The organism is Pseudophaeobacter arcticus DSM 23566 (genome assembly GCF_000473205.1).
GTDB classification, from domain to species: domain Bacteria; phylum Pseudomonadota; class Alphaproteobacteria; order Rhodobacterales; family Rhodobacteraceae; genus Pseudophaeobacter; species Pseudophaeobacter arcticus.
Map to the genome: position 1 here is coordinate 764,461 of NZ_KI421507.1, position 16,639 is coordinate 781,099.

Here is a 16,639-nt window from a genome sequence, read left to right on the forward strand (position 1 = left end):
GAACTGTCTCGCTACCTATTTGAGATCAAAAACGCCTAAGGGGGGACCGATGTCTGCAAATCAAAACCTGACTGCGGCGCTGGCCATTTTGCATGACCAGTTGGAAGCGCTAAAAACCCTGACCGATGCCAATGAGTTTATGGTCACCGCCCTGAAAGAACAGGGGGATGCCCTGAAAACCATGGAGGCGGAGCCGGCCCGTGAGCTGTTGCGGCTACAGGCGCGTGCTCAGTTCAGCCCTGAGCAGGGAGCCTCCCCCGATGCGGCAGTGCTGAATATCCTTGAGCAAAGCCTGGGCAAGGGCCTTGGGGCTGAAATCATCCCCTTTCCTGGGGCTGCGGTGAAACAGTCTGGTTAGGATCCTGATCCTAGATCACCTTGATGTGTGGCTGGGATGTGTGACTGGCTGCGCAAGAGAAGGGCGCGCGCGATCCCGGTGGCGCTTGGCGAGGTCTTTTGCAACGCTTTTTGGCTTTGAGACCTTCTTGCCCTGTTCCCCTTGGAACACTGGGGCTGGCCTCTTATGTAGGTCAAAACCGGAGAGCGCATTGATGAAAAATACACTTTTGGCCCTTGGCCTGACTGCGGCGCTTGTCGCGCCTTTGACGGCTGAGGCCTTTACCACCCCAGATGGGGTGCGGGTCAATCCAGTGAACGATCTGATTTTTGAGGTGATCCCACAGTCCTCCGGATCATTTTCTGAGTTCTGGTGCGGGGCGTCGGAATATGCCCGCCGGGTGAAAGGCGCCCAGTGGCTGGATACGATCTATGTTGTGCAGGGGCGTGGAACCAGTGTGACGACGGGCCGACGCTCGGCTGTCCAGTTCACGCTATCGCCGGAACAGGTTGGTGTATCGCCTCCGCTACAGGGGTGGCTGGCTCTGGGGATCAAACCTGGGAACAGGATGTCGGTACAGCAGGCGCGCAGCTACTGTGACCGGTCCCCTGTCCGCCTTTGATCAGGCTGTGCAGACCCGCAGCGCCATTGCAGACCGGGGAGGATGTTTATCCTTCCCGTCGGTACACAAATCTGTGTCGCACCTCGACGTGATTGGCGGTCTTTGGGCCGTTGTCCTATCCTGTTCTCAGGCGCGAGCTCTGCGCCGGAGGGGCCTGATTTAGCTGTCTGGGTCCCGGCTATGGAAACGGATAGGTCGGATATGAAAAACCTCTCACTTGCAGTTTTTACACTGGGCTTTCTGGGGGCGGCGGCGTCTGGTGTCAGTGCTTTTACATCCCGCGAGGGAAGCCGGGTGAATCCGGTTTCTGATACGGTGTTTGAGGTGGTTCCGCTGGCTGGCGGTTCGGGGCGTAATTTCTGGTGTGCGGCCGGTGACTATGCACAGCGCGCGCTCAAGACCCCCTGGGAGGCGCATCTTTACATTTCCCGGTCTCATGGGCTGAGCGAAACAACAAACCGGCGTTCTGCGGTGCAGTTCACCCTGCAACCCGCGCTGGCCGGCTCCCCCGACAAAGGCGTCTTTGCCAGCGTCAACAGCTTGAGCCGTGGGAACAATATGCGGGTTCGAGATGCCTTTAGCCTGTGTAATCAATTGCCTGTTGGCTTTTGACAGTCTGCCTTTGTCGATTGTGCCTGCGCCTGATATGATCCTTTTGGGAAATGCCAACGCGGAACCCAGCTAAAAGGTGGCCTTTTAAATGCAGTGGAGCTTCAGAAAAAACGGAATACGATCGGGTCTGATAGCGGGGCTGCTGGGCAGTCTGATCTGTCTGCCTTTGAGCGCTCAGGCCTGGCGGGCCTGGAACCGCCACGAGGTTCTGCCAGTCTCCGAAGGCGTCTGGGAGGTGGTCAGCAGAGTCGGGTCCGGCGCGCAGGACTATTGGTGTGGCATCGGTGATTTTGCCATTCGCCAACTGCGCAGCCAGGCGACCCAGCGGATCTATATCTGGCAGGAGATCGGCCCTTCGGTTAATCGTCCGGGCCGCAAATCGGTGCAGTTTTCACTGACGCCGCGACCGGGGAGCGACACCAGCACCCGCTACTCTCTCAGCGTGAAGATCCGGGGCGACAATCTGAACGCGGCGACAGCACGCAATTATTGTTACGATCGCTTTGATGATCCGCGCTTTCTTTTCAACTGACCGATCTGGAATCCCACTGGAATCCCACAGGGCGAGGCCGACAGCGACCCAAAGAGTCCCTTGCGAACCTCTGGGGTCTGGAGCAGAGCATAACCCATGCAGAAACAGTTTCACATCCCCACCCGAGGTCCAGGGCTGTATGACATCACGCGTGAGCTGCAGGGCTGGCTGGCGGGTGCGGAGTGTAATCAGGGGCTGCTCACCCTGTTTGTGCGCCATACCTCTTGTTCGCTGTTGATACAGGAAAATGCTGACCCAGAGGTGCAAGACGACCTGCAGGCCTTCTTCTCCCGTTTGGTGCCGCCCTCGACCCATCCCGCGATGGCCTATCTGCGCCACACCTATGAGGGCCCGGATGACATGCCGGCGCATATCAAGGCGGCTTTGCTCCCGGTCAGCCTGTCGATCCCTATTTGCGATGGCACCTTGGCGCTGGGAACCTGGCAGGGGATCTATCTGTTTGAACACCGTGAGGCGCCGCACAGACGCCAGATCCTGGCGCATATCAGCGGCTGAGCCGCTTGATTTAGCGGTTGCATTTCCCCACTACCCAATTCCTAGCGGCTGGCCTATAGTTGTGGATAACTGTGCGGGCTTTAGCACAAATGGCTGGTATTAGGAAAAGGGGATCCGCAGATGCGTTGTCCGTTTTGCGGGAATATCGATACTCAGGTGAAGGATTCACGCCCCGCCGAGGATCACGTTTCAATCCGTCGGCGTCGGTTCTGCCCTGCATGTGGTGGCCGGTTCACCACCTATGAGCGGGTGCAGCTGCGCGACCTGGTGGTGGTGAAAACCAATGGCAAACGCGAGGATTTTGATCGCGACAAGCTGGAGCGCTCAATCCGCATTTCGATGCAAAAGCGCCCCATTGATCCCGAACGCATTGATCAGATGATTTCGGGTATTGTGCGACGGCTGGAAAGCATGGGGGAGACGGATATCTCATCCAGCAAGATCGGCGAGATCGTCATGGAGGCGCTGGCCCGGATCGACACCGTGGCCTATGTCCGCTTTGCCAGTGTCTACAAGAACTTCCAGGCGGCAGATGATTTTGAGGATTTTGTGCACGAACTGCGCCCCGACTCACCCAGAGAAGAGTGACGTGTCTCTGGTCCCAATGCTCTGATCAAGAGCTTGCGGTGGTTAGGTAAAGACACGAGACTGTACTTACAGACCTGTTTTGCGCCCGGATTGGCATAGGCCTGATCCGGGCGCGTGCGCGATAACTGATAGGCGGGCGAGACGTGACCCAAACGGATACTCGATTTATGGCTCTGGCGCTGTCGCTTGGGCGGCGTGGCCAGGGCAATTGCTGGCCCAACCCTGCGGTTGGCTGTGTCTTGGTGCGCGAGGGGCGCATTGTTGGTCGGGGCTGGACCCAACCCGGTGGTCGCCCCCATGCCGAGGTCATGGCGCTGAGCCAGGCTGGTGCCTTGGCACGCGGCGCCACCGCCTATGTCACCCTGGAACCCTGCGCCCATCACGGCAATACACCGCCCTGTGCCCAGGCGCTGATTGACGCCGGGATTGCCCGGATGGTGGCCGCTGTTGGCGATAGCGATCCACGGGTCTCGGGGCAGGGGTTCGAGATGCTGCGTCAGGCGGGGATCGAGGTTCAGGTCGGGGTGCTGGCAGAACAGGCCGGGCGCGATCACGCCGGGTTTTTCTACAAGACAGAGCAGGGGCGCCCACTGGTGACCCTAAAGATGGCCAGCAGTTTTGATGGTCGTATTGCCACCGGATCGGGGCAAAGCAAATGGATCACCGGGCCCGAAGCCCGCCGCGCGGTTCACGCGATGCGCGCGCGCCATGATGCGGTCATGGTGGGGGCGGGCACGGCGCGGGCGGATGATCCCTCGCTGACGGTGCGTGACCTCGGGATCGAACATCAGCCGGTGCGAGTGGTGATCTCCCGGCATCTGGATTTACCTTTGATCAGTCAGCTGGCCACCTCTGCCGCTGAAGTGCCGCTCTGGCTGTGCCATGGGCAGGGGGCGGATATTGAACGTAAAAAAGCCTGGGAGGGCCTTGGCGCGCGCCTGTTGCCCTGTGCCAGTCACGGCGTGCAGCTGGATCCGCATGATATCCTGCAACAGCTGGGACATGCCGGGCTGACGCGGGTCTTCTGCGAAGGCGGCAGCGCGCTTGCGGCTTCGCTGCTGGCCTTTGATCTGGTGGATGAGCTGATCGGCTTTACCGCCGGTCTGGGCATTGGCGCCGAGGGGTTGCCCTCGATTGGGGCCCTGGGGCTACATAGTCTGGAGGCTGCCAACAGGTTCAATCTGATTGAAACCAGCCCTGTGGGCGCGGATGTAATGCACCGCTGGCGGCGGGCGGAGTAGGGCGGCGGACCGCCCGGATGAGCCCCCTCCCCATTCTGACCCCATCCAGTCCCCATCTTGGCCCAGTCTTGGCTCCGTCGTACTAACCCTGTCCTAATCCCGTCGCCACAAAGGTGCATAGGTGGCAAAGATCCCTTGCAGCTTTGACAGGGAGCGGTTGCCCAGACTGGGCTGCGGCAGCTCCCCCGAAATCAGCCGCTCCACCACCACTTCGGGCGGGCAGGGGCGATTGGTGATGGGGTCAAAATAGCGCGGGTAATCAATCAATACCGCATGGGCCAGGCCCAGCAGATCAGGCCGAGCTGTGCGCCAGCGCGGCGCGGGAACTTTGTCGGTGGTGAGCCCCCAGCCAGCATAAAAGGGCATACCCAGCGTGGTGACCTTGGCGCCGCGCAACAGTGCCTCAAAACCCAAGAGCGAGGTCATGGTCCAGACCTCCTGCACCATATCCAGCAGCGCCATTGGATCGCTGTTGCTGGCCACCACATCGGCCAGGTTTTCTGGAACCCCGGTCTCTGGCAGGCCGCCAGGGCGTAGCCCAGCTTCGACGTCCGGGTGGGGTTTGTAGATGATCACCGCCTTTGGGTTGGCTTTGCGGGTGGCGCGCAGCAAGTCCAGATTGCTCTTGATCCGCCCGCCCCCGGCCTTGATCGAGGCGTCATCCTCTACCTGTCCTGGCACCAGGATACGGTGGCCTTCGGGCAGTGTTGGGGCCTCTCCGGCCAGGTTGTATTTGGACAGGCTGTGGCGGATCAGCTGCTGGATCAGGGCCTCAATGCGCAGGGCCTCGGCGGGGCCCAGATCGGCGCGCTGGGTGATCAGATCATCCAGATCCGAAGGTTGCCGGGGGTCGTAGTAGATGCCCTGGCGATCCAGCACCAGCGACATCGGTGGTACCAGATTGGCGCCCAATCCGCGTGAGCGCAGAAAGCCGTCTTCGACGCGGGTGGCACCGGCATGGGTCTTGGTCTCTGCTTTGCTGGCCCAGACCATCCAGTTGCGCCCGCTCTTGCGGGCCTCCTCTGGATCTTCAGTGAATTCCAGTTTCCGGGTTTGGCCAAAGAACCCCTGCAGCGGTTTGCGTTTCCACAGCCGCATGCCAGAGGCCACCCAGCCGGCCCGGTCCTGACGCCAGGCGCGGGTGTGGGCCTCCAGGCTGTCGATGACCCGCTCCAGCTCGCACAGGCGGTCATTGTAGGGATCATACCAGGTGGGATAGAGAAACATCGCTGCCGAAAACAACTGTGGGCGGGTGAGTTTACGCTGTCGACGCGCCAGCGGGTCTTCGTCCTGGGTCAGACCCCAGCCAGCATAGAAAGGCTGGCCAAAGACGCGCGGCTTGTGACCGGCCAGAATGGCCTCAAAGCCAAGCTGCGAAGACACGGTATAGACCGCAATTGCCCCTTCCAGCAGCCCCCAGGGAGACACCGCATCGCTGAACATCTCGACCCGGCCCTGTGCGTCTTTGTCGGTGAAATGCCCAGGCCGGTGGCCGGCGCGGGTTTCCGGGTGGGTCTTGATCAGAATGCGGGCGCCGGGGTGTTCTTGCTGGGCAAAGACCAGCATCTCGCAAAACCGGGCGCGGTCGGCTCTGGAGGCGGTGACAGAGGCGTCGCCGCGCAGCTGGTCCACCACCAGCACATAGCCGGGATCCGGCAGCGGCGCACTGGGCAGAAAGGCGTTGTATTTGCTCAGATGTGCGTCCTGCAAGCGGCCAATGGCATTGCGGGCGCGGCGCATCATATGGCTGTCATCCAGGGGATGGCGCGCCAGCAGCTCTTCCAGATCTGACGGCTGGGAGGGGTCAAAATGCGGCCCCCGGCGGTCCAGCAGCAGCCCCAGGGGCGGCTCTCCTCCCGCGCGACCGGGGTGGATTGAGCGCAAAAAGGCGTCTTCGACATGCAGCAGGTCAGCGCCGTATTTGGCGGCGACAGCGCGGCCACGATGGGCCGTGGGAGAGTTGCCCCAGATGCCCACAAGATCGTTTTCCTGCGGCAGCCCAAGACGGATGTTATACCCCGCCAGACCAAGGATCCGGCGCAGCCGTGACTGGGTGACAAAGCCACCATTGTAAACAAAAAGCCGGGAGCCTTGGCCCCCGGCTTTTGATATGGCTGTTGCGCCGATCATATCCTCAGCCGCCAAACAGCGTCTCAACACTGGCGAGAGGTGTCAGCGGGCTGGCCAGCAGCGAAATGGTCTTGGTCCACTGGGCATATGGGGCTTCGGTGACATAAAGCGTGTCTTCGTCACGCACCACAAAGTCACGGGCGATGAACAACCCGTTGGGCTGGGTCAGGTTCAACACATAGACCATCCGCTGTGCCCCAATCAGATCGTCGCGCCCCAGAACCTGATTGGCGATTTCTGCCGGTTCGTTGCGAAAGATAAAGACCCCGGTGGGATCAGAGGTGGTGGAGATTAGGCCGCCAACCTGGGCGATGGCTTCCAGCGCTGACAGATCCTGGCTTTCAAACGGCACCCGCGCCTGCGCACTGGTGGCCCCAAGGGCCGTAAACGAGCGACTGTCGGCCTCAACCAGAATGCGGTCGCCGCCGCGCAGGGCGATGTCCAGCTCGGGGTGATTAAACAGATCCTGGAACCAGATCTTCCCCTGTTCATTGCCGCGGATCACGGTGACCTGGGCAATTTCCGGTTCAATAGCCACACCGCCGGCCCGGGCCAGCATGGTGGACAGTGTCCGGGTCGGACGCTCGATGGCATAGACACCCTGGCCACCCACGGCGCCCGTCAGGCTGACGGTGGAACCATCCCCGGCCACACGGCGCACCTGCACCTGCGGGTCGGGGGTTTGATCTTCGAGCTTTTTGGTGATTTCCGCCCGCAGCTGTTCCGGCGTGTTGCCTGCGGCGCGCAGCCGCCCGGCATAGGGCACAAAAATATAGCCCGCACTGTCGACCTGTACTTCTTCGAGAGCGGTGGCGTTGCTGGCCTCATTGGCCAACAGCCCGTCATCGACGTTTTCCCAGATGGTCAGCCCCAAAACATCGCCGGGACGGATGGTATCCGAGGTCAGGCGCCCGGCATTGACAAAGCTGCTGGAGAAGCCAAGTGCCGGAACCACAGCCGTGGCACGGGTGACGCGGTCGTTGACGGAGACGACAAAGGCGTCGCCTTGCTTCTGCACCGATCCGGCAAAGATCTGGCGTTTGTTGGGGCCAACTTTAGGCAAGCCGCAAGACGCCGCAAGCGTCAATGCAGCGAGAATCGCCACGGGCCGCACCCAGGAGAGGGGGACGTTTTTCACTGCTCGGTCTCCTCGACCTATTATTATTCTGCCTCAGTTTTTTTGCCAAACTAGCGCGGTCTGTAGAGAAAATCCAGTCTTGCGAGAGGTTTCGCTCAGTGGACCAGCGATAACTGTTGCCGCGGAGCCGCTGTGCCATGGCGTAGCGCATCATAGGGATCATGAGGTGACAGCATCATATCAACAACATGGCGCAACAATTGGCGGCGCCCAGAGCGGGAATAAAATCCTCCCGGCACCTGCGAGGTTTCCAGCAGGTAGCGCCGGTAGTCCTTATAGGCGCGGTTGTCCGGGCGGGCTGGTGCGGCAAAGAACTGGGCCAGAGGCTGAGTCGAGGTGAAGGCCTCTTTGTCATACACCGCATCGCCAAAAACCTTGAGCGGGATGCCGCGCCACAGAACCTGCTGGCCGGCGGTGGAGTTGACCGTAACGGCGGTGCGGGCCTCGTTCAGCAGCTCTGCCAATTTGCCGCCACGCACATAGTGCACGCGATCCTGAATACCATGCTCACGGGCCAGGCGTCGCAGGTCTTGGCGGATCGGGCTGCGACCATCTTCCAGCGGATGGGCCTTGATCACCAGATGATGGTGGCGCGGGGCGCCAGCGGCAAAGCCTGAAATCACCTCGGCCAAAAAGCTGCTCATACTGTCAAAGGGGGAATGCATCTGAAACGAGCTGTCATGTTCCAATTGTAACAGCGCCAGATGATAGGGAAAGCCACCGTTGCGAATGCGCCTGGTGGCAAGGCGACGCTCAAGCGCCTGCGTGGGCATCAGCACCAGCCGTTTGAGGTATAGCTGAAACTCGCGGGTGACAGGCAGGGCGCGATGTGGTTGGAAATTGCGGTATTTGCGGTTCCAGAACATGACAAACCAGTGATACAGCGCGCCATAGAATATATGCTGACGCATATCGCCCCAATGGGAGGGCGGCAGCGGCGCTTCCATATCCGAGAGCGCCAAGGCGGCCTGCATCTCGGCCACATCTGTCCGCATCAGCCGCGAATGACCATTAGAGCCATCCCGTTCGTAAGTGACCCAATAGGGGCGCAGGTATCCCTCTTCAAAAACATGCACCCGCAACCCCAGGGCCTGGGCCGTGGCGATCGCCTCAGCATGGATCGGCCGGGTGTCTCCGTAGAGAACGATATCAGTGACGTTTTTGTCCTGGCAGGTCTGTTCAAAAAACCCTTTCCAGTCCGCTAGGTTGCCGCGAAAGGGCAGATACTGGGTCTTGTCGCGCCAAAAGACCTGATCGCCCGCGTTAAAACCGATGCGCCAAACGTCGCAACCCGCAGTGCGTAACATCCGGCCCAGGGCGTTGAAGAACGGCCCATGTGGTCCCTGAAGGAACAGAAAGACGGGTTGGAGGGGGCTGCTGTGTTGCATCAGATATGGGGCTTTGGCGGTAAAGGTTTTGCTAATCTAGCGCCGGATACTAGCACCGGACTGGGGCATAACTATGACTGGGATAGGCAACAAGGGTTTAGCCTCACTTTAGGGCCATTGCAAAGGGCGCGGCAAGGCCAACCTCAGGGCCAACCACGGGGGGCCAACCCCAGGGCATGTCGCAGGGCTGTGTTGGGCCGACCTGCATCCCATCCCAACGGATCTCTTCGCGGGGCAAAGGCGGTGCGCATTGCGGGGAGGGCTTGTAGAGCGGGGGCGGCTTGGGCTACCTCTGCGACAGGAAACCCCCGCCGTAGCCACAGCCTAGGAGGCCTTACGATGTTCACCGGTATCGTCACTGACATTGGAACCATTGCCCAGCTGGATCAGCAGGGGGATCTGCGCGCACGCATTTCCACCCATTATGATACTGCAGGCATTGATCTTGGCGCCTCGATTGCCTCGGACGGGGTCTGTCTCACGGTGATCGAGCTGGGCACTGATTGGTATGATGTGCAAATCTCCGCCGAAACAGTGTCAAAGACAAATATCGCCGCTTGGAGCATCGGCAAGCGGGTCAATCTGGAACGGGCCCTCAAGGTCGGCGATGAACTGGGCGGGCATATCGTTTCGGGCCATGTGGATGGGGTTGCCGAGGTGGTGGAGCTCCACGATGAGGGCGATAGCACCCGCGTTACCCTGCGCGCGCCCAAAGCGCTGGCACGCTTTATCGCGCCCAAGGGATCTGTCGCCTTGAACGGCACTTCGCTGACAGTGAACGATGTGCAGGGCTGTGATTTTGGCATCAATTTCATCCCCCACACCAAAGAGGTCACCACCTGGGGAGAGGTAAAACTGGGCGACCAGGTCAATCTTGAGATCGACACCCTGGCGCGTTATGTGGCGCGGTTGCACGAGGCGGGCTGACAGGCCAAAACCGCGCCCGACTGGCGCTGTCCGACATCACATCTTTCCCTCTTTTCATCTTACCCAAAATACCTCGGGGTGAGGCCGCAGGCCGAGGGGCAGAGCCCCTCAACCCTCACAGCATTCCCGCGGCCTTGCCGCTACCAGATATCACCAACGGTATATCCTTGCGGGAAGGGATCACTGGGGTCCAAAGAGTAAGAGGCTAACCCGTAAATCCACCCCTGGCCGGACAGGCTGGGGCGAATGGCGGGGTAGTTCCCAACCTTTGTTGTTTGCAGAATGCGCCCGGTGAAGGTGGTGCCCAATGGGCCTGCATTGACATAATCCTCTCCCACCCCAAGCAGACCACGGGCATGCAAAACCGCCATTTTGGCACAGGTTCCGGTGCCACAGGGGGAGCGATCCAGAATGCCGCTGGCCCCCTGTGGGCGGGCGGGATCAAAGGCGCCGGTGGAAATGGTAATGGCGCCGCGCCCATGGGTGCCGCTGGCCTGTGGCGGCGCCCAGAGATTGGTGATGCTGGGGCCGGTGATTGCCGGGTTATCCGGGTGTTTGACAGGCAATTGCTCGGCAGTGGCATGGCGGATGGCCTCGCTGATGCGTACAATTTCCTCGCCATTCTCGGCGCGGGGGTCCAGGCCGATTGTCTCCCCATTGATCAGCACAAAGAACATGCCGCCCCAGGCCACATCCACCCGGATGGTGCCCAGTCCCGCAACCTCAACCGGGGCGTCCAGATGCAGGGCAAAGGCAGGGACGTTCTCAAAGCTCACCCGCGTTACCTTGCCGTCACAACAGTCAGCCCGCACCTTGATGAGACCCGCCGGTGCTTCCAGCGTCAATTCTGTCACCGGTTCCACCATGCGCACAATGCCTGTTTCCAAAAGCACAGTGACCACACAGATGGTATTGGACCCCGACATTGGCGGATACTCGGTTTGCTCAAAGATGATAAACCCGGCATCTGCCTCCGGATGGCAGGGCGGCACGATGGCATTGCCGCACAGGCCGGGGTAGCCGCGCGGCTCGCGCAGCATCTGCAGACGGATATCATCATGATTTTGCGCCATATCCTGCATTTTTTCAAAGACAGTGGCGCCGCGTAAAAATGGCATGCCGCCGGTGATGACACGGCCGGGCTCCCCCTCGGCATGGACGTCTACGGCTTGCAGGATGCGGGATGCGCGCATGGGTCTGTTCTCCCGTGGTGTGAATATTGTATCCAATATTACCTTTCTGCCCGACCGCAAACGCCGCGTCCAGTCCTTGCTGTGCCGCTGGTGGGGCTGGCCTTTGCCGCGAGGGTGGGCTATTTCGCCCTATATACCCGCCGGGCGATGGGCCCTTGGGGCATCTGTACCGAAAGGCTATCAGCATGAGCTTTGAAACACCGGGGCCGGTCGAGGCCCGTTTGCGCGCGGCAATCAGCCCGATTGAAGAGATCATCGCCGAGGCCCGTGCGGGCCGGATGTTCATCTTGGTGGACCATGAGGATCGCGAAAACGAAGGCGATCTGGTGATCCCGGCACAGGCCGCTGACGCTGAGGCGATCAACTTTATGGCCACCCATGGGCGTGGGTTGATCTGCCTGACCCTGCCGGCCGAACGGATTGACGAACTGGGCCTGCCAATGATGGCGATGCACAACTCTTCGCGCCACGAGACGGCCTTTACCGTCTCGATCGAGGCCCGCGAAGGGGTGACCACCGGTATTTCCGCCGCCGACCGGGCGCTCACCGTGGCGACGGCAATTGACCTCGAGAAAACCGCAGCAGATATCGCCACCCCGGGTCATGTCTTTCCGCTGCGCGCACGCCGGGGGGGCGTGTTGATGCGGGCAGGCCATACCGAGGCCGGCTGTGATGTGGCGCGTCTTGCCGGGCATTACCCCTCGTCGGTGATCTGCGAAATCATGAACGAAGACGGCACCATGGCGCGTCTGCCGGATCTGGTGGACTATGCAAAAACCCACGGGCTGAAGATCGGCACCATCTCGGACCTGATCACCTATCGGTCACGCAACGACAACCTGGTGGTGGAAACCAGCAGCTCCACCGTGACGTCTGAGTTTGGCGGCGAATGGAACATGCGCATCTTCACCGATCAGACCCATGGCGTCGAACATGTGGTGCTGATTAAGGGAGATCTGAGCACTGGTGGCCCGGTGCTGACCAGGACCCACGCCCTGCACGAGGCTTCTGATATCCTCGGGCTTGGCCCCAAGCCAGTCCGCGAATTGCCCCGCGCGATGGAATTGATCGCCGAAGAAGGGCGTGGCGTTGTCTGCCTGTTCCGCGAACCGCGCCATGCGCTTTATGCCCCCGAAGACGATGGTCCGCGCACCATCAAACAGACTGGCCTGGGCGCCCAGATCCTGTCAGAGCTGGGTCTGAAAGAGCTGGAGTTGTTGACGGATTCACCTGCCACCACCTATCTGGGTCTTGATGCCTATGGGCTTTCCATCGTGGGCACCCGCCCCATTCTAAAGGAGTCCTGATATGGCTGGACAGGAACAGCACTACATCATGCCACGCGCGGTATTTGACAAACCGGTCAAGCTGGCCATCGTGATATCGCCCTACTACAAGGATATCGCTGACAATATGCTGGCTGGTGCCAAGGCCGAGATCGAGGCTGCAGGCGGCACCTATGAGGTGGTCGAAGTGCCTGGCGCGCTGGAAATCCCCACGGCCATCGCCATTGCCGACCGCAGCTCCAACTTTGACGGATTTGTCGCGCTGGGCTGCGTTATTCGCGGGGAAACCACCCACTATGACACGGTCTGCAACGACAGCAGCCGCGCCATCCAGCTGCTGGGTTTGCAGGGGCTGTGCATTGGCAACGGTATCCTGACCGTGGAAAACCGCAAACAGGCCGAAGTCCGTGCGGATCCGGCAGATCAAAACAAGGGTGGCGGCGCGGCCGCTGCGGCCTTGCATCTTATTGCGCTGACGCGTAAATGGGGCGCCCAGACCAAGGGAGTCGGCTTTAAGGCGCCTTCCGAAGCCATTCAGCTGGCTGGCACAGAAAACGGACCCCGCACAGCATGACCCATTCGGACAGCGCCCCTAAGGGCAATGGTAAGACCCAGATGAAATCCGCCGCCCGGCTTTATGCGGTGCAGGCGCTGTTTCAGATGGAACACAGCGATCTGACCTTTGACAAGGTGATTGCTGAATTTGAAAACCATCGCTTTGGCGCTGTTTATGACGATGCAGAAATGGCCGAGGGCGATACCGGCCTGTTCCGCAAGCTGTTGAAAGATGCCGTGAACTTTCAGGCTACAATTGACCAGATGACAGACCGGGCGCTGGTGGCAAAGTGGCCGATTGCGCGCATTGACCCCACATTGCGCGCATTGTTCCGTGCTGCCGGTGCCGAATTCACCCAGTCCAATACCCCGCCCAAAGTGGTGATCAACGAGTTCGTCGATATCGCCCGCGCCTTCTTTCCCGAGGGCAAGGAGGCCAAGTTTGTCAATGCGGTGCTGGACCACATGGCGCGCGAGGCAAAACCGGAAGCCTTTTGATCTCGTGGCCTTATGAGGGCTGATCTGATTCGTGATTATTGAAAAGCGTGCCTCTGCGGTGCGCTTTTTTATTGGCACTCATTTGGGGATCTGCCGAAGGGTGCGACACTATTTCAGCGGGTGAGGCTGCGTTTGGCGCGGGTATCGCTGGACCTTGCGGTGCGGAGTGCTACACTTTGCGGGTAACAGAGATGAGGTCGTCATGCCCAAGCTGGTAAAACTCTACATCAAAAATGTTATCATCGGATTTGGCATCGCTGCCGGGTTTGTTTCCCTGGTGCTTTGGTTCAATGTGATGAACCTCTGGGGATTGGTCAGCCAGTCCAGCGACGGGATGCTGGCAGTGTTTCTGCTGTGGTTTATGAATGGCATCGTTTTTGCCGGGGTGCAGTTTGCCTGGGTCATTATGGCGATAGCCAGGAAAGACGATGGTCCCCGTGGCGGAACGCCTGTTGCGCATTATTTTGAACCAGCCCGGGTCAAGGCCGAAGCGCCCTCTGGACAAAAACACCAGCTCAATACGCGCCGCTAGGCCTGCTCAGCTAGGGCTCGCTGCAGGTCGCGCCGGTCTTTCTCTGCAGGTCCGCTGGTCTTGGTGACGGGCCTGTCGAGGCGGCGCAGGTCGCATAATTCTGTGCCAAATAGAAAACCACGATCCCAGGGTGACCGCATCTCAGCGAGGGCATCCCAGGGTGACCGCCCCCTGTGATCGCGGGGCGCGGCGTTTTTTTTGTGTGCGTCAGGGGCGTAAATGATGGCCTGCGGTCGGCTGGAAAATGTGACGGGACCACCACAGACGTGCGGTTTTGATTCCCGGGGACCTGTATGTACAGGTGGGCACCAGGTAAACGGACCAGGGTCCGAACAGAGCCAGCTCCCGTGGAATTGCTTAAGGCCACTGGAATGCTTCCGGCACTGAAGGGGCAGAACCCGCCACATCTTCTAGGTAGTGCTCTGCTGCGGTCAAAGCAAGAGGCTCTGGTCCCTATCTGGCGCAATCCAATTTCAAAGGCGCATTAGAAGCTGAAGCTTGCCTTTTGTTCTCTTATTGTTCACGCTAAGGCCTATGAGACCGCCTGTCCAACCCAATGAGATCCTCTCCAATGACGCCTCCAATGACGCCTCCACCGAGCCGCTGCAGCCGGGGCAACGGCTGGCCCGTGGCGTGTCGCGCCATTTGCGGGCGCTTGGCTTTGCCACGCTGGAAGAATTTGTTCCGGCGCGGGGGCTGCGGGTGGATGTATTGGGGCTGGGTCCCAAGGGGGAGCTTTGGGTGATCGAGTGCAAATCCAGCCGGGCGGATTTCCGGGCGGATAGCAAGTGGCAGGGCTATCTGGAATGGTGTGACCGCTATTTCTGGGCGGTGGATATGGCGTTCCCGGTTGATGTGCTGCCCGAGGGCACCGGGTTGATCGTTGCGGATGACTACGACGCCGAAGTGATCCGTATGGCGGCCGAGACAAAACTGGCGCCAGCCCGGCGCAAAAAGCTGATCCAGAAATTTGCCATGGATGCCGCCAGAAGGCTGCAATCCCTACGCGATCCTCGCCCTGGTTGGGATGGTCAGTTTTTTGCTGTTCCCACCCATCGGGGGCCGAAGGCGGGCGAATAGGCTGTTTTAGCCTGCAACGATGCGGGCGGCCTGGGCTGCGGCGCGCAACTCGTCTGCGATTTCTTCGGCTTCCTCCGGATCAAAATCCATCGGGATTTCGACACCCTCGGCTTCGATGAACAGACGCACCATACCCTGATCGGTGGGGCCGATTTGCATGTTTGCTTCGACGTCGCGTTCGCTATTGATACCCATTTTGCACTCCTGCCGCAGATCTATTGCCGGTATCCGGTGCTAGCCCGCGATGGCTTGAAAGGCAAGCTGCTATGGGCTTTGATAGGCTATGGCAGAAGCAACATTACGACGATTCGAACCGTCAGATTGTCAATGGTTGGTGGCGCGCCACCAGGATCTCTACGCACGCGATGAGGGGTTCGACAATAGTTTTGGACCTCTGGTTGCCGAGATCTTGCAGAAGTTCTGTGAAGATCATGATCCGCAGTGCGAACGAGGCTGGATTGCCCATCGCGGCGCGGAACGTTTGGGGTCTGTCTTTTGTGTACGTCAGAGTGAAACAACTGCAAAACTGCGGCTGTTTCTTTTAACCCCCGAGGCGCGCGGGCAGGGCCTGGGCAAAGAGTTGTTGAACCAATGCATGTCGTTTGCCCGCAGCGCCGGATATCGCGATATGAAGCTTTGGACTCATGAAAGCCATCATGCCGCCTGTGCGCTTTATGCGGCCTTTGGCTGGCAGCTGATTGACAGCAAGCCGGTTCACTCTTTTGGGCAGGATTTGATCGAACAAAGCTGGGAAGTTGTGTTATAAAGCCCTTGCGCTTCGGTTTTCTCTAGGCTAAATCGCCCGCAGTGCCGCCTTAGCTCAGTAGGTTAGAGCGCCTGATTGTGGATCAGGAGGTCCCCCGTTCGAGCCGGGGAGGTGGTACCACCAATTCAACACCTTACCGGATCTTGCAAAAAGAGCTGGAGAGTTGTTGGAACGCTTTACCAAAAGACGGTTTTCTTTATGTTGGCGCGGCTCCGAACCGAGCGGCTCCGGTCGACTATCATTCGTCGCTGATGGCTGGCTTTCACCATCTTCCGATGGAACTGGCGGCGCGCAAATTTGAAAATTCAAAGCACGAAAGTTGGTTCAACCGGGTGAAGTCTGAAGAGAGCCTGGAGCTGGAGTTCTATCGCAACGGGCAAAGTGCGGGCCGTTTGCGGATCGAAGCCGATGGTGAGGAACTGGTGAGCCAGACAATCGAAGAACTGCGCAAGATCCATGTCAGCACCTGGGATGTGCAAACTTGGATCTCGGTGCCTCTCAAACCGGGGCGGGGTAAAAAGATAAAGATATCGACCAATTGGAATGGAAAGCTGGGGCTTGTGAAACCATTGGTCCGGTGCTCGGCGGCGGCGACATAGCCCCCTTGTTCATTGCCACGCCTTTGTAGCCAGCGTGCCGCCATCAGAAGGTGCGTGAACCGGGTGGGTTGAGCGATCAGCGGCCCAATGCAAAGCTGA

The 16,639-nt window shown here is 59.8% G+C and carries 20 protein-coding genes and 1 tRNA gene; 16 read left to right on the plus strand and 5 right to left on the minus strand.

What is annotated here, in order from left to right; all coding sequences use genetic code 11:
- The first annotated feature begins 49 nt into the window (after positions 1 to 49).
- The 7 genes from ARCT_RS0107580 to ribD all read left to right on the plus strand — a co-directional run bounded on the left by ARCT_RS0107580 (position 50) and on the right by ribD (position 4,448).
- Complete coding sequence (locus tag ARCT_RS0107580; protein ID WP_027239522.1) at positions 50 to 358, plus strand: hypothetical protein; 309 nt, start codon at positions 50 to 52, stop codon at positions 356 to 358.
- Between the two features lie 193 nt (positions 359 to 551).
- A complete protein-coding gene (locus ARCT_RS0107585; protein WP_027239523.1) occupies positions 552 to 959 on the plus strand; it encodes a hypothetical protein in 408 nt (135 codons plus the stop codon).
- 201 nt (positions 960 to 1,160) lie between these two features.
- The gene (locus ARCT_RS25650; RefSeq protein WP_240476282.1) at positions 1,161 to 1,571 is read left to right on the plus strand and encodes a hypothetical protein; all 411 of its coding nucleotides are present in this window, start codon (positions 1,161 to 1,163) and stop codon (positions 1,569 to 1,571) included.
- A gap of 88 nt (positions 1,572 to 1,659) precedes the next feature.
- Positions 1,660 to 2,103: a hypothetical protein gene (locus ARCT_RS0107595; RefSeq protein ID WP_027239524.1), complete on the plus strand. Its 444-nt coding sequence runs from the start codon at positions 1,660 to 1,662 to the stop codon at positions 2,101 to 2,103.
- A gap of 96 nt (positions 2,104 to 2,199) precedes the next feature.
- The gene (locus tag ARCT_RS0107600) at positions 2,200 to 2,619 is read left to right on the plus strand and encodes a secondary thiamine-phosphate synthase enzyme YjbQ (RefSeq protein ID WP_027239525.1); all 420 of its coding nucleotides are present in this window, start codon (positions 2,200 to 2,202) and stop codon (positions 2,617 to 2,619) included.
- A 120-nt stretch (positions 2,620 to 2,739) separates the two neighbouring features.
- The gene (nrdR, locus tag ARCT_RS0107605; protein ID WP_027239526.1) at positions 2,740 to 3,207 is read left to right on the plus strand and encodes a transcriptional regulator NrdR; all 468 of its coding nucleotides are present in this window, start codon (positions 2,740 to 2,742) and stop codon (positions 3,205 to 3,207) included.
- A gap of 143 nt (positions 3,208 to 3,350) precedes the next feature.
- Positions 3,351 to 4,448, plus strand: coding sequence for a bifunctional diaminohydroxyphosphoribosylaminopyrimidine deaminase/5-amino-6-(5-phosphoribosylamino)uracil reductase RibD (gene ribD, locus ARCT_RS0107610; RefSeq protein WP_276202239.1), 1,098 nt, complete (start codon positions 3,351 to 3,353; stop codon positions 4,446 to 4,448).
- Positions 4,449 to 4,541: 93 nt separating this feature from the next.
- Here ribD and ARCT_RS0107615 read toward each other — a convergent pair whose 3' ends face one another.
- The 3 genes from ARCT_RS0107615 to ARCT_RS0107625 all read right to left on the minus strand — a co-directional run bounded on the left by ARCT_RS0107615 (position 4,542) and on the right by ARCT_RS0107625 (position 9,104).
- Positions 4,542 to 6,578: a capsular polysaccharide biosynthesis protein gene (locus tag ARCT_RS0107615; protein ID WP_027239528.1), complete on the minus strand. Its 2,037-nt coding sequence runs from the start codon at positions 6,576 to 6,578 to the stop codon at positions 4,542 to 4,544.
- Positions 6,579 to 6,582: 4 nt separating this feature from the next.
- Positions 6,583 to 7,716: a polysaccharide biosynthesis/export family protein gene (locus ARCT_RS0107620; RefSeq protein ID WP_027239529.1), complete on the minus strand. Its 1,134-nt coding sequence runs from the start codon at positions 7,714 to 7,716 to the stop codon at positions 6,583 to 6,585.
- A gap of 95 nt (positions 7,717 to 7,811) precedes the next feature.
- Positions 7,812 to 9,104: a capsule biosynthesis protein gene (locus ARCT_RS0107625; protein WP_027239530.1), complete on the minus strand. Its 1,293-nt coding sequence runs from the start codon at positions 9,102 to 9,104 to the stop codon at positions 7,812 to 7,814.
- Between the two features lie 339 nt (positions 9,105 to 9,443).
- Here ARCT_RS0107625 and ARCT_RS0107635 point away from each other — a divergent pair, with 339 nt between their 5' ends.
- Positions 9,444 to 10,031: a riboflavin synthase gene (locus tag ARCT_RS0107635; RefSeq protein WP_027239531.1), complete on the plus strand. Its 588-nt coding sequence runs from the start codon at positions 9,444 to 9,446 to the stop codon at positions 10,029 to 10,031.
- 140 nt (positions 10,032 to 10,171) lie between these two features.
- On the opposite strand, the gene ARCT_RS0107640 is transcribed toward ARCT_RS0107635, so the two are convergent.
- Positions 10,172 to 11,224 carry a proline racemase family protein gene (locus ARCT_RS0107640; protein ID WP_027239532.1) on the minus strand — a complete coding sequence of 351 codons (1,053 nt, stop codon included), beginning with the start codon at positions 11,222 to 11,224 and terminating at the stop codon, positions 10,172 to 10,174.
- 185 nt (positions 11,225 to 11,409) lie between these two features.
- Here ARCT_RS0107640 and ribB point away from each other — a divergent pair, with 185 nt between their 5' ends.
- The 5 genes from ribB (at position 11,410) to ARCT_RS25655 (ending at position 15,175) form a co-directional block, all read left to right on the plus strand.
- On the plus strand, positions 11,410 to 12,531 hold the full coding sequence (gene ribB, locus ARCT_RS0107645; RefSeq protein WP_027239533.1) for a 3,4-dihydroxy-2-butanone-4-phosphate synthase: 1,122 nt from the start codon (positions 11,410 to 11,412) through the stop codon (positions 12,529 to 12,531).
- 1 nt (position 12,532) lies between these two features.
- Positions 12,533 to 13,084, plus strand: a complete 552-nt coding sequence (locus tag ARCT_RS0107650; RefSeq protein ID WP_027239534.1) for a 6,7-dimethyl-8-ribityllumazine synthase — start codon at positions 12,533 to 12,535, stop codon at positions 13,082 to 13,084.
- Positions 13,081 to 13,563, plus strand: coding sequence for a transcription antitermination factor NusB (nusB, locus tag ARCT_RS0107655; protein ID WP_027239535.1), 483 nt, complete (start codon positions 13,081 to 13,083; stop codon positions 13,561 to 13,563). Before ARCT_RS0107650 ends, nusB begins: the two co-directional genes overlap by 4 nt.
- A gap of 202 nt (positions 13,564 to 13,765) precedes the next feature.
- The gene (locus ARCT_RS0107660) at positions 13,766 to 14,095 is read left to right on the plus strand and encodes a hypothetical protein (RefSeq protein WP_027239536.1); all 330 of its coding nucleotides are present in this window, start codon (positions 13,766 to 13,768) and stop codon (positions 14,093 to 14,095) included.
- 534 nt (positions 14,096 to 14,629) lie between these two features.
- A complete protein-coding gene (locus ARCT_RS25655; RefSeq protein ID WP_084300785.1) occupies positions 14,630 to 15,175 on the plus strand; it encodes an MmcB family DNA repair protein in 546 nt (181 codons plus the stop codon).
- A gap of 6 nt (positions 15,176 to 15,181) precedes the next feature.
- On the opposite strand, the gene ARCT_RS0107670 is transcribed toward ARCT_RS25655, so the two are convergent.
- Entirely contained in the window at positions 15,182 to 15,370 is a 189-nt protein-coding gene (locus tag ARCT_RS0107670; protein ID WP_027239537.1) for a DUF6324 family protein, read from the minus strand.
- Positions 15,371 to 15,458: 88 nt separating this feature from the next.
- Between ARCT_RS0107670 and ARCT_RS0107675 the strand changes: the two genes are divergently transcribed.
- The 3 genes from ARCT_RS0107675 (at position 15,459) to ARCT_RS0107685 (ending at position 16,540) form a co-directional block, all read left to right on the plus strand.
- Positions 15,459 to 15,941, plus strand: a complete 483-nt coding sequence (locus tag ARCT_RS0107675) for a GNAT family N-acetyltransferase (RefSeq protein ID WP_027239538.1) — start codon at positions 15,459 to 15,461, stop codon at positions 15,939 to 15,941.
- Positions 15,942 to 15,984: 43 nt separating this feature from the next.
- Positions 15,985 to 16,061: transfer RNA gene (locus ARCT_RS0107680), tRNA-His, on the plus strand.
- A 23-nt stretch (positions 16,062 to 16,084) separates the two neighbouring features.
- Positions 16,085 to 16,540: a hypothetical protein gene (locus tag ARCT_RS0107685; RefSeq protein WP_154665326.1), complete on the plus strand. Its 456-nt coding sequence runs from the start codon at positions 16,085 to 16,087 to the stop codon at positions 16,538 to 16,540.
- Positions 16,541 to 16,639 lie beyond the last annotated feature (99 nt).

What these genes read in the sequence shown, in the direction of transcription:
- ARCT_RS0107595 (WP_027239524.1), top strand. Translation starts at nt 1,660, where the DNA reads ATGCAGTGGAGCTTCAGAAAAAACGGAATACGATCGGGTCTGATAGCG.
- ARCT_RS0107640 (WP_027239532.1), bottom strand. Translation starts at nt 11,224, where the DNA reads ATGCGCGCATCCCGCATCCTGCAAGCCGTAGACGTCCATGCCGAGGGG.
- ARCT_RS25655 (WP_084300785.1), top strand. Translation starts at nt 14,630, where the DNA reads ATGAGACCGCCTGTCCAACCCAATGAGATCCTCTCCAATGACGCCTCC.
- ARCT_RS0107585 (WP_027239523.1), top strand. Translation starts at nt 552, where the DNA reads ATGAAAAATACACTTTTGGCCCTTGGCCTGACTGCGGCGCTTGTCGCG.
- ARCT_RS0107675 (WP_027239538.1), top strand. Translation starts at nt 15,459, where the DNA reads ATGGCAGAAGCAACATTACGACGATTCGAACCGTCAGATTGTCAATGG.
- ribB (WP_027239533.1), top strand. Translation starts at nt 11,410, where the DNA reads ATGAGCTTTGAAACACCGGGGCCGGTCGAGGCCCGTTTGCGCGCGGCA.
- ARCT_RS0107650 (WP_027239534.1), top strand. Translation starts at nt 12,533, where the DNA reads ATGGCTGGACAGGAACAGCACTACATCATGCCACGCGCGGTATTTGAC.
- nrdR (WP_027239526.1), top strand. Translation starts at nt 2,740, where the DNA reads ATGCGTTGTCCGTTTTGCGGGAATATCGATACTCAGGTGAAGGATTCA.
- ARCT_RS0107615 (WP_027239528.1), bottom strand. Translation starts at nt 6,578, where the DNA reads ATGATCGGCGCAACAGCCATATCAAAAGCCGGGGGCCAAGGCTCCCGG.
- ARCT_RS0107625 (WP_027239530.1), bottom strand. Translation starts at nt 9,104, where the DNA reads ATGCAACACAGCAGCCCCCTCCAACCCGTCTTTCTGTTCCTTCAGGGA.
- ARCT_RS0107670 (WP_027239537.1), bottom strand. Translation starts at nt 15,370, where the DNA reads ATGGGTATCAATAGCGAACGCGACGTCGAAGCAAACATGCAAATCGGC.
- ARCT_RS25650 (WP_240476282.1), top strand. Translation starts at nt 1,161, where the DNA reads ATGAAAAACCTCTCACTTGCAGTTTTTACACTGGGCTTTCTGGGGGCG.
- ARCT_RS0107635 (WP_027239531.1), top strand. Translation starts at nt 9,444, where the DNA reads ATGTTCACCGGTATCGTCACTGACATTGGAACCATTGCCCAGCTGGAT.
- ARCT_RS0107600 (WP_027239525.1), top strand. Translation starts at nt 2,200, where the DNA reads ATGCAGAAACAGTTTCACATCCCCACCCGAGGTCCAGGGCTGTATGAC.
- ARCT_RS0107660 (WP_027239536.1), top strand. Translation starts at nt 13,766, where the DNA reads ATGCCCAAGCTGGTAAAACTCTACATCAAAAATGTTATCATCGGATTT.
- nusB (WP_027239535.1), top strand. Translation starts at nt 13,081, where the DNA reads ATGACCCATTCGGACAGCGCCCCTAAGGGCAATGGTAAGACCCAGATG.
- ARCT_RS0107580 (WP_027239522.1), top strand. Translation starts at nt 50, where the DNA reads ATGTCTGCAAATCAAAACCTGACTGCGGCGCTGGCCATTTTGCATGAC.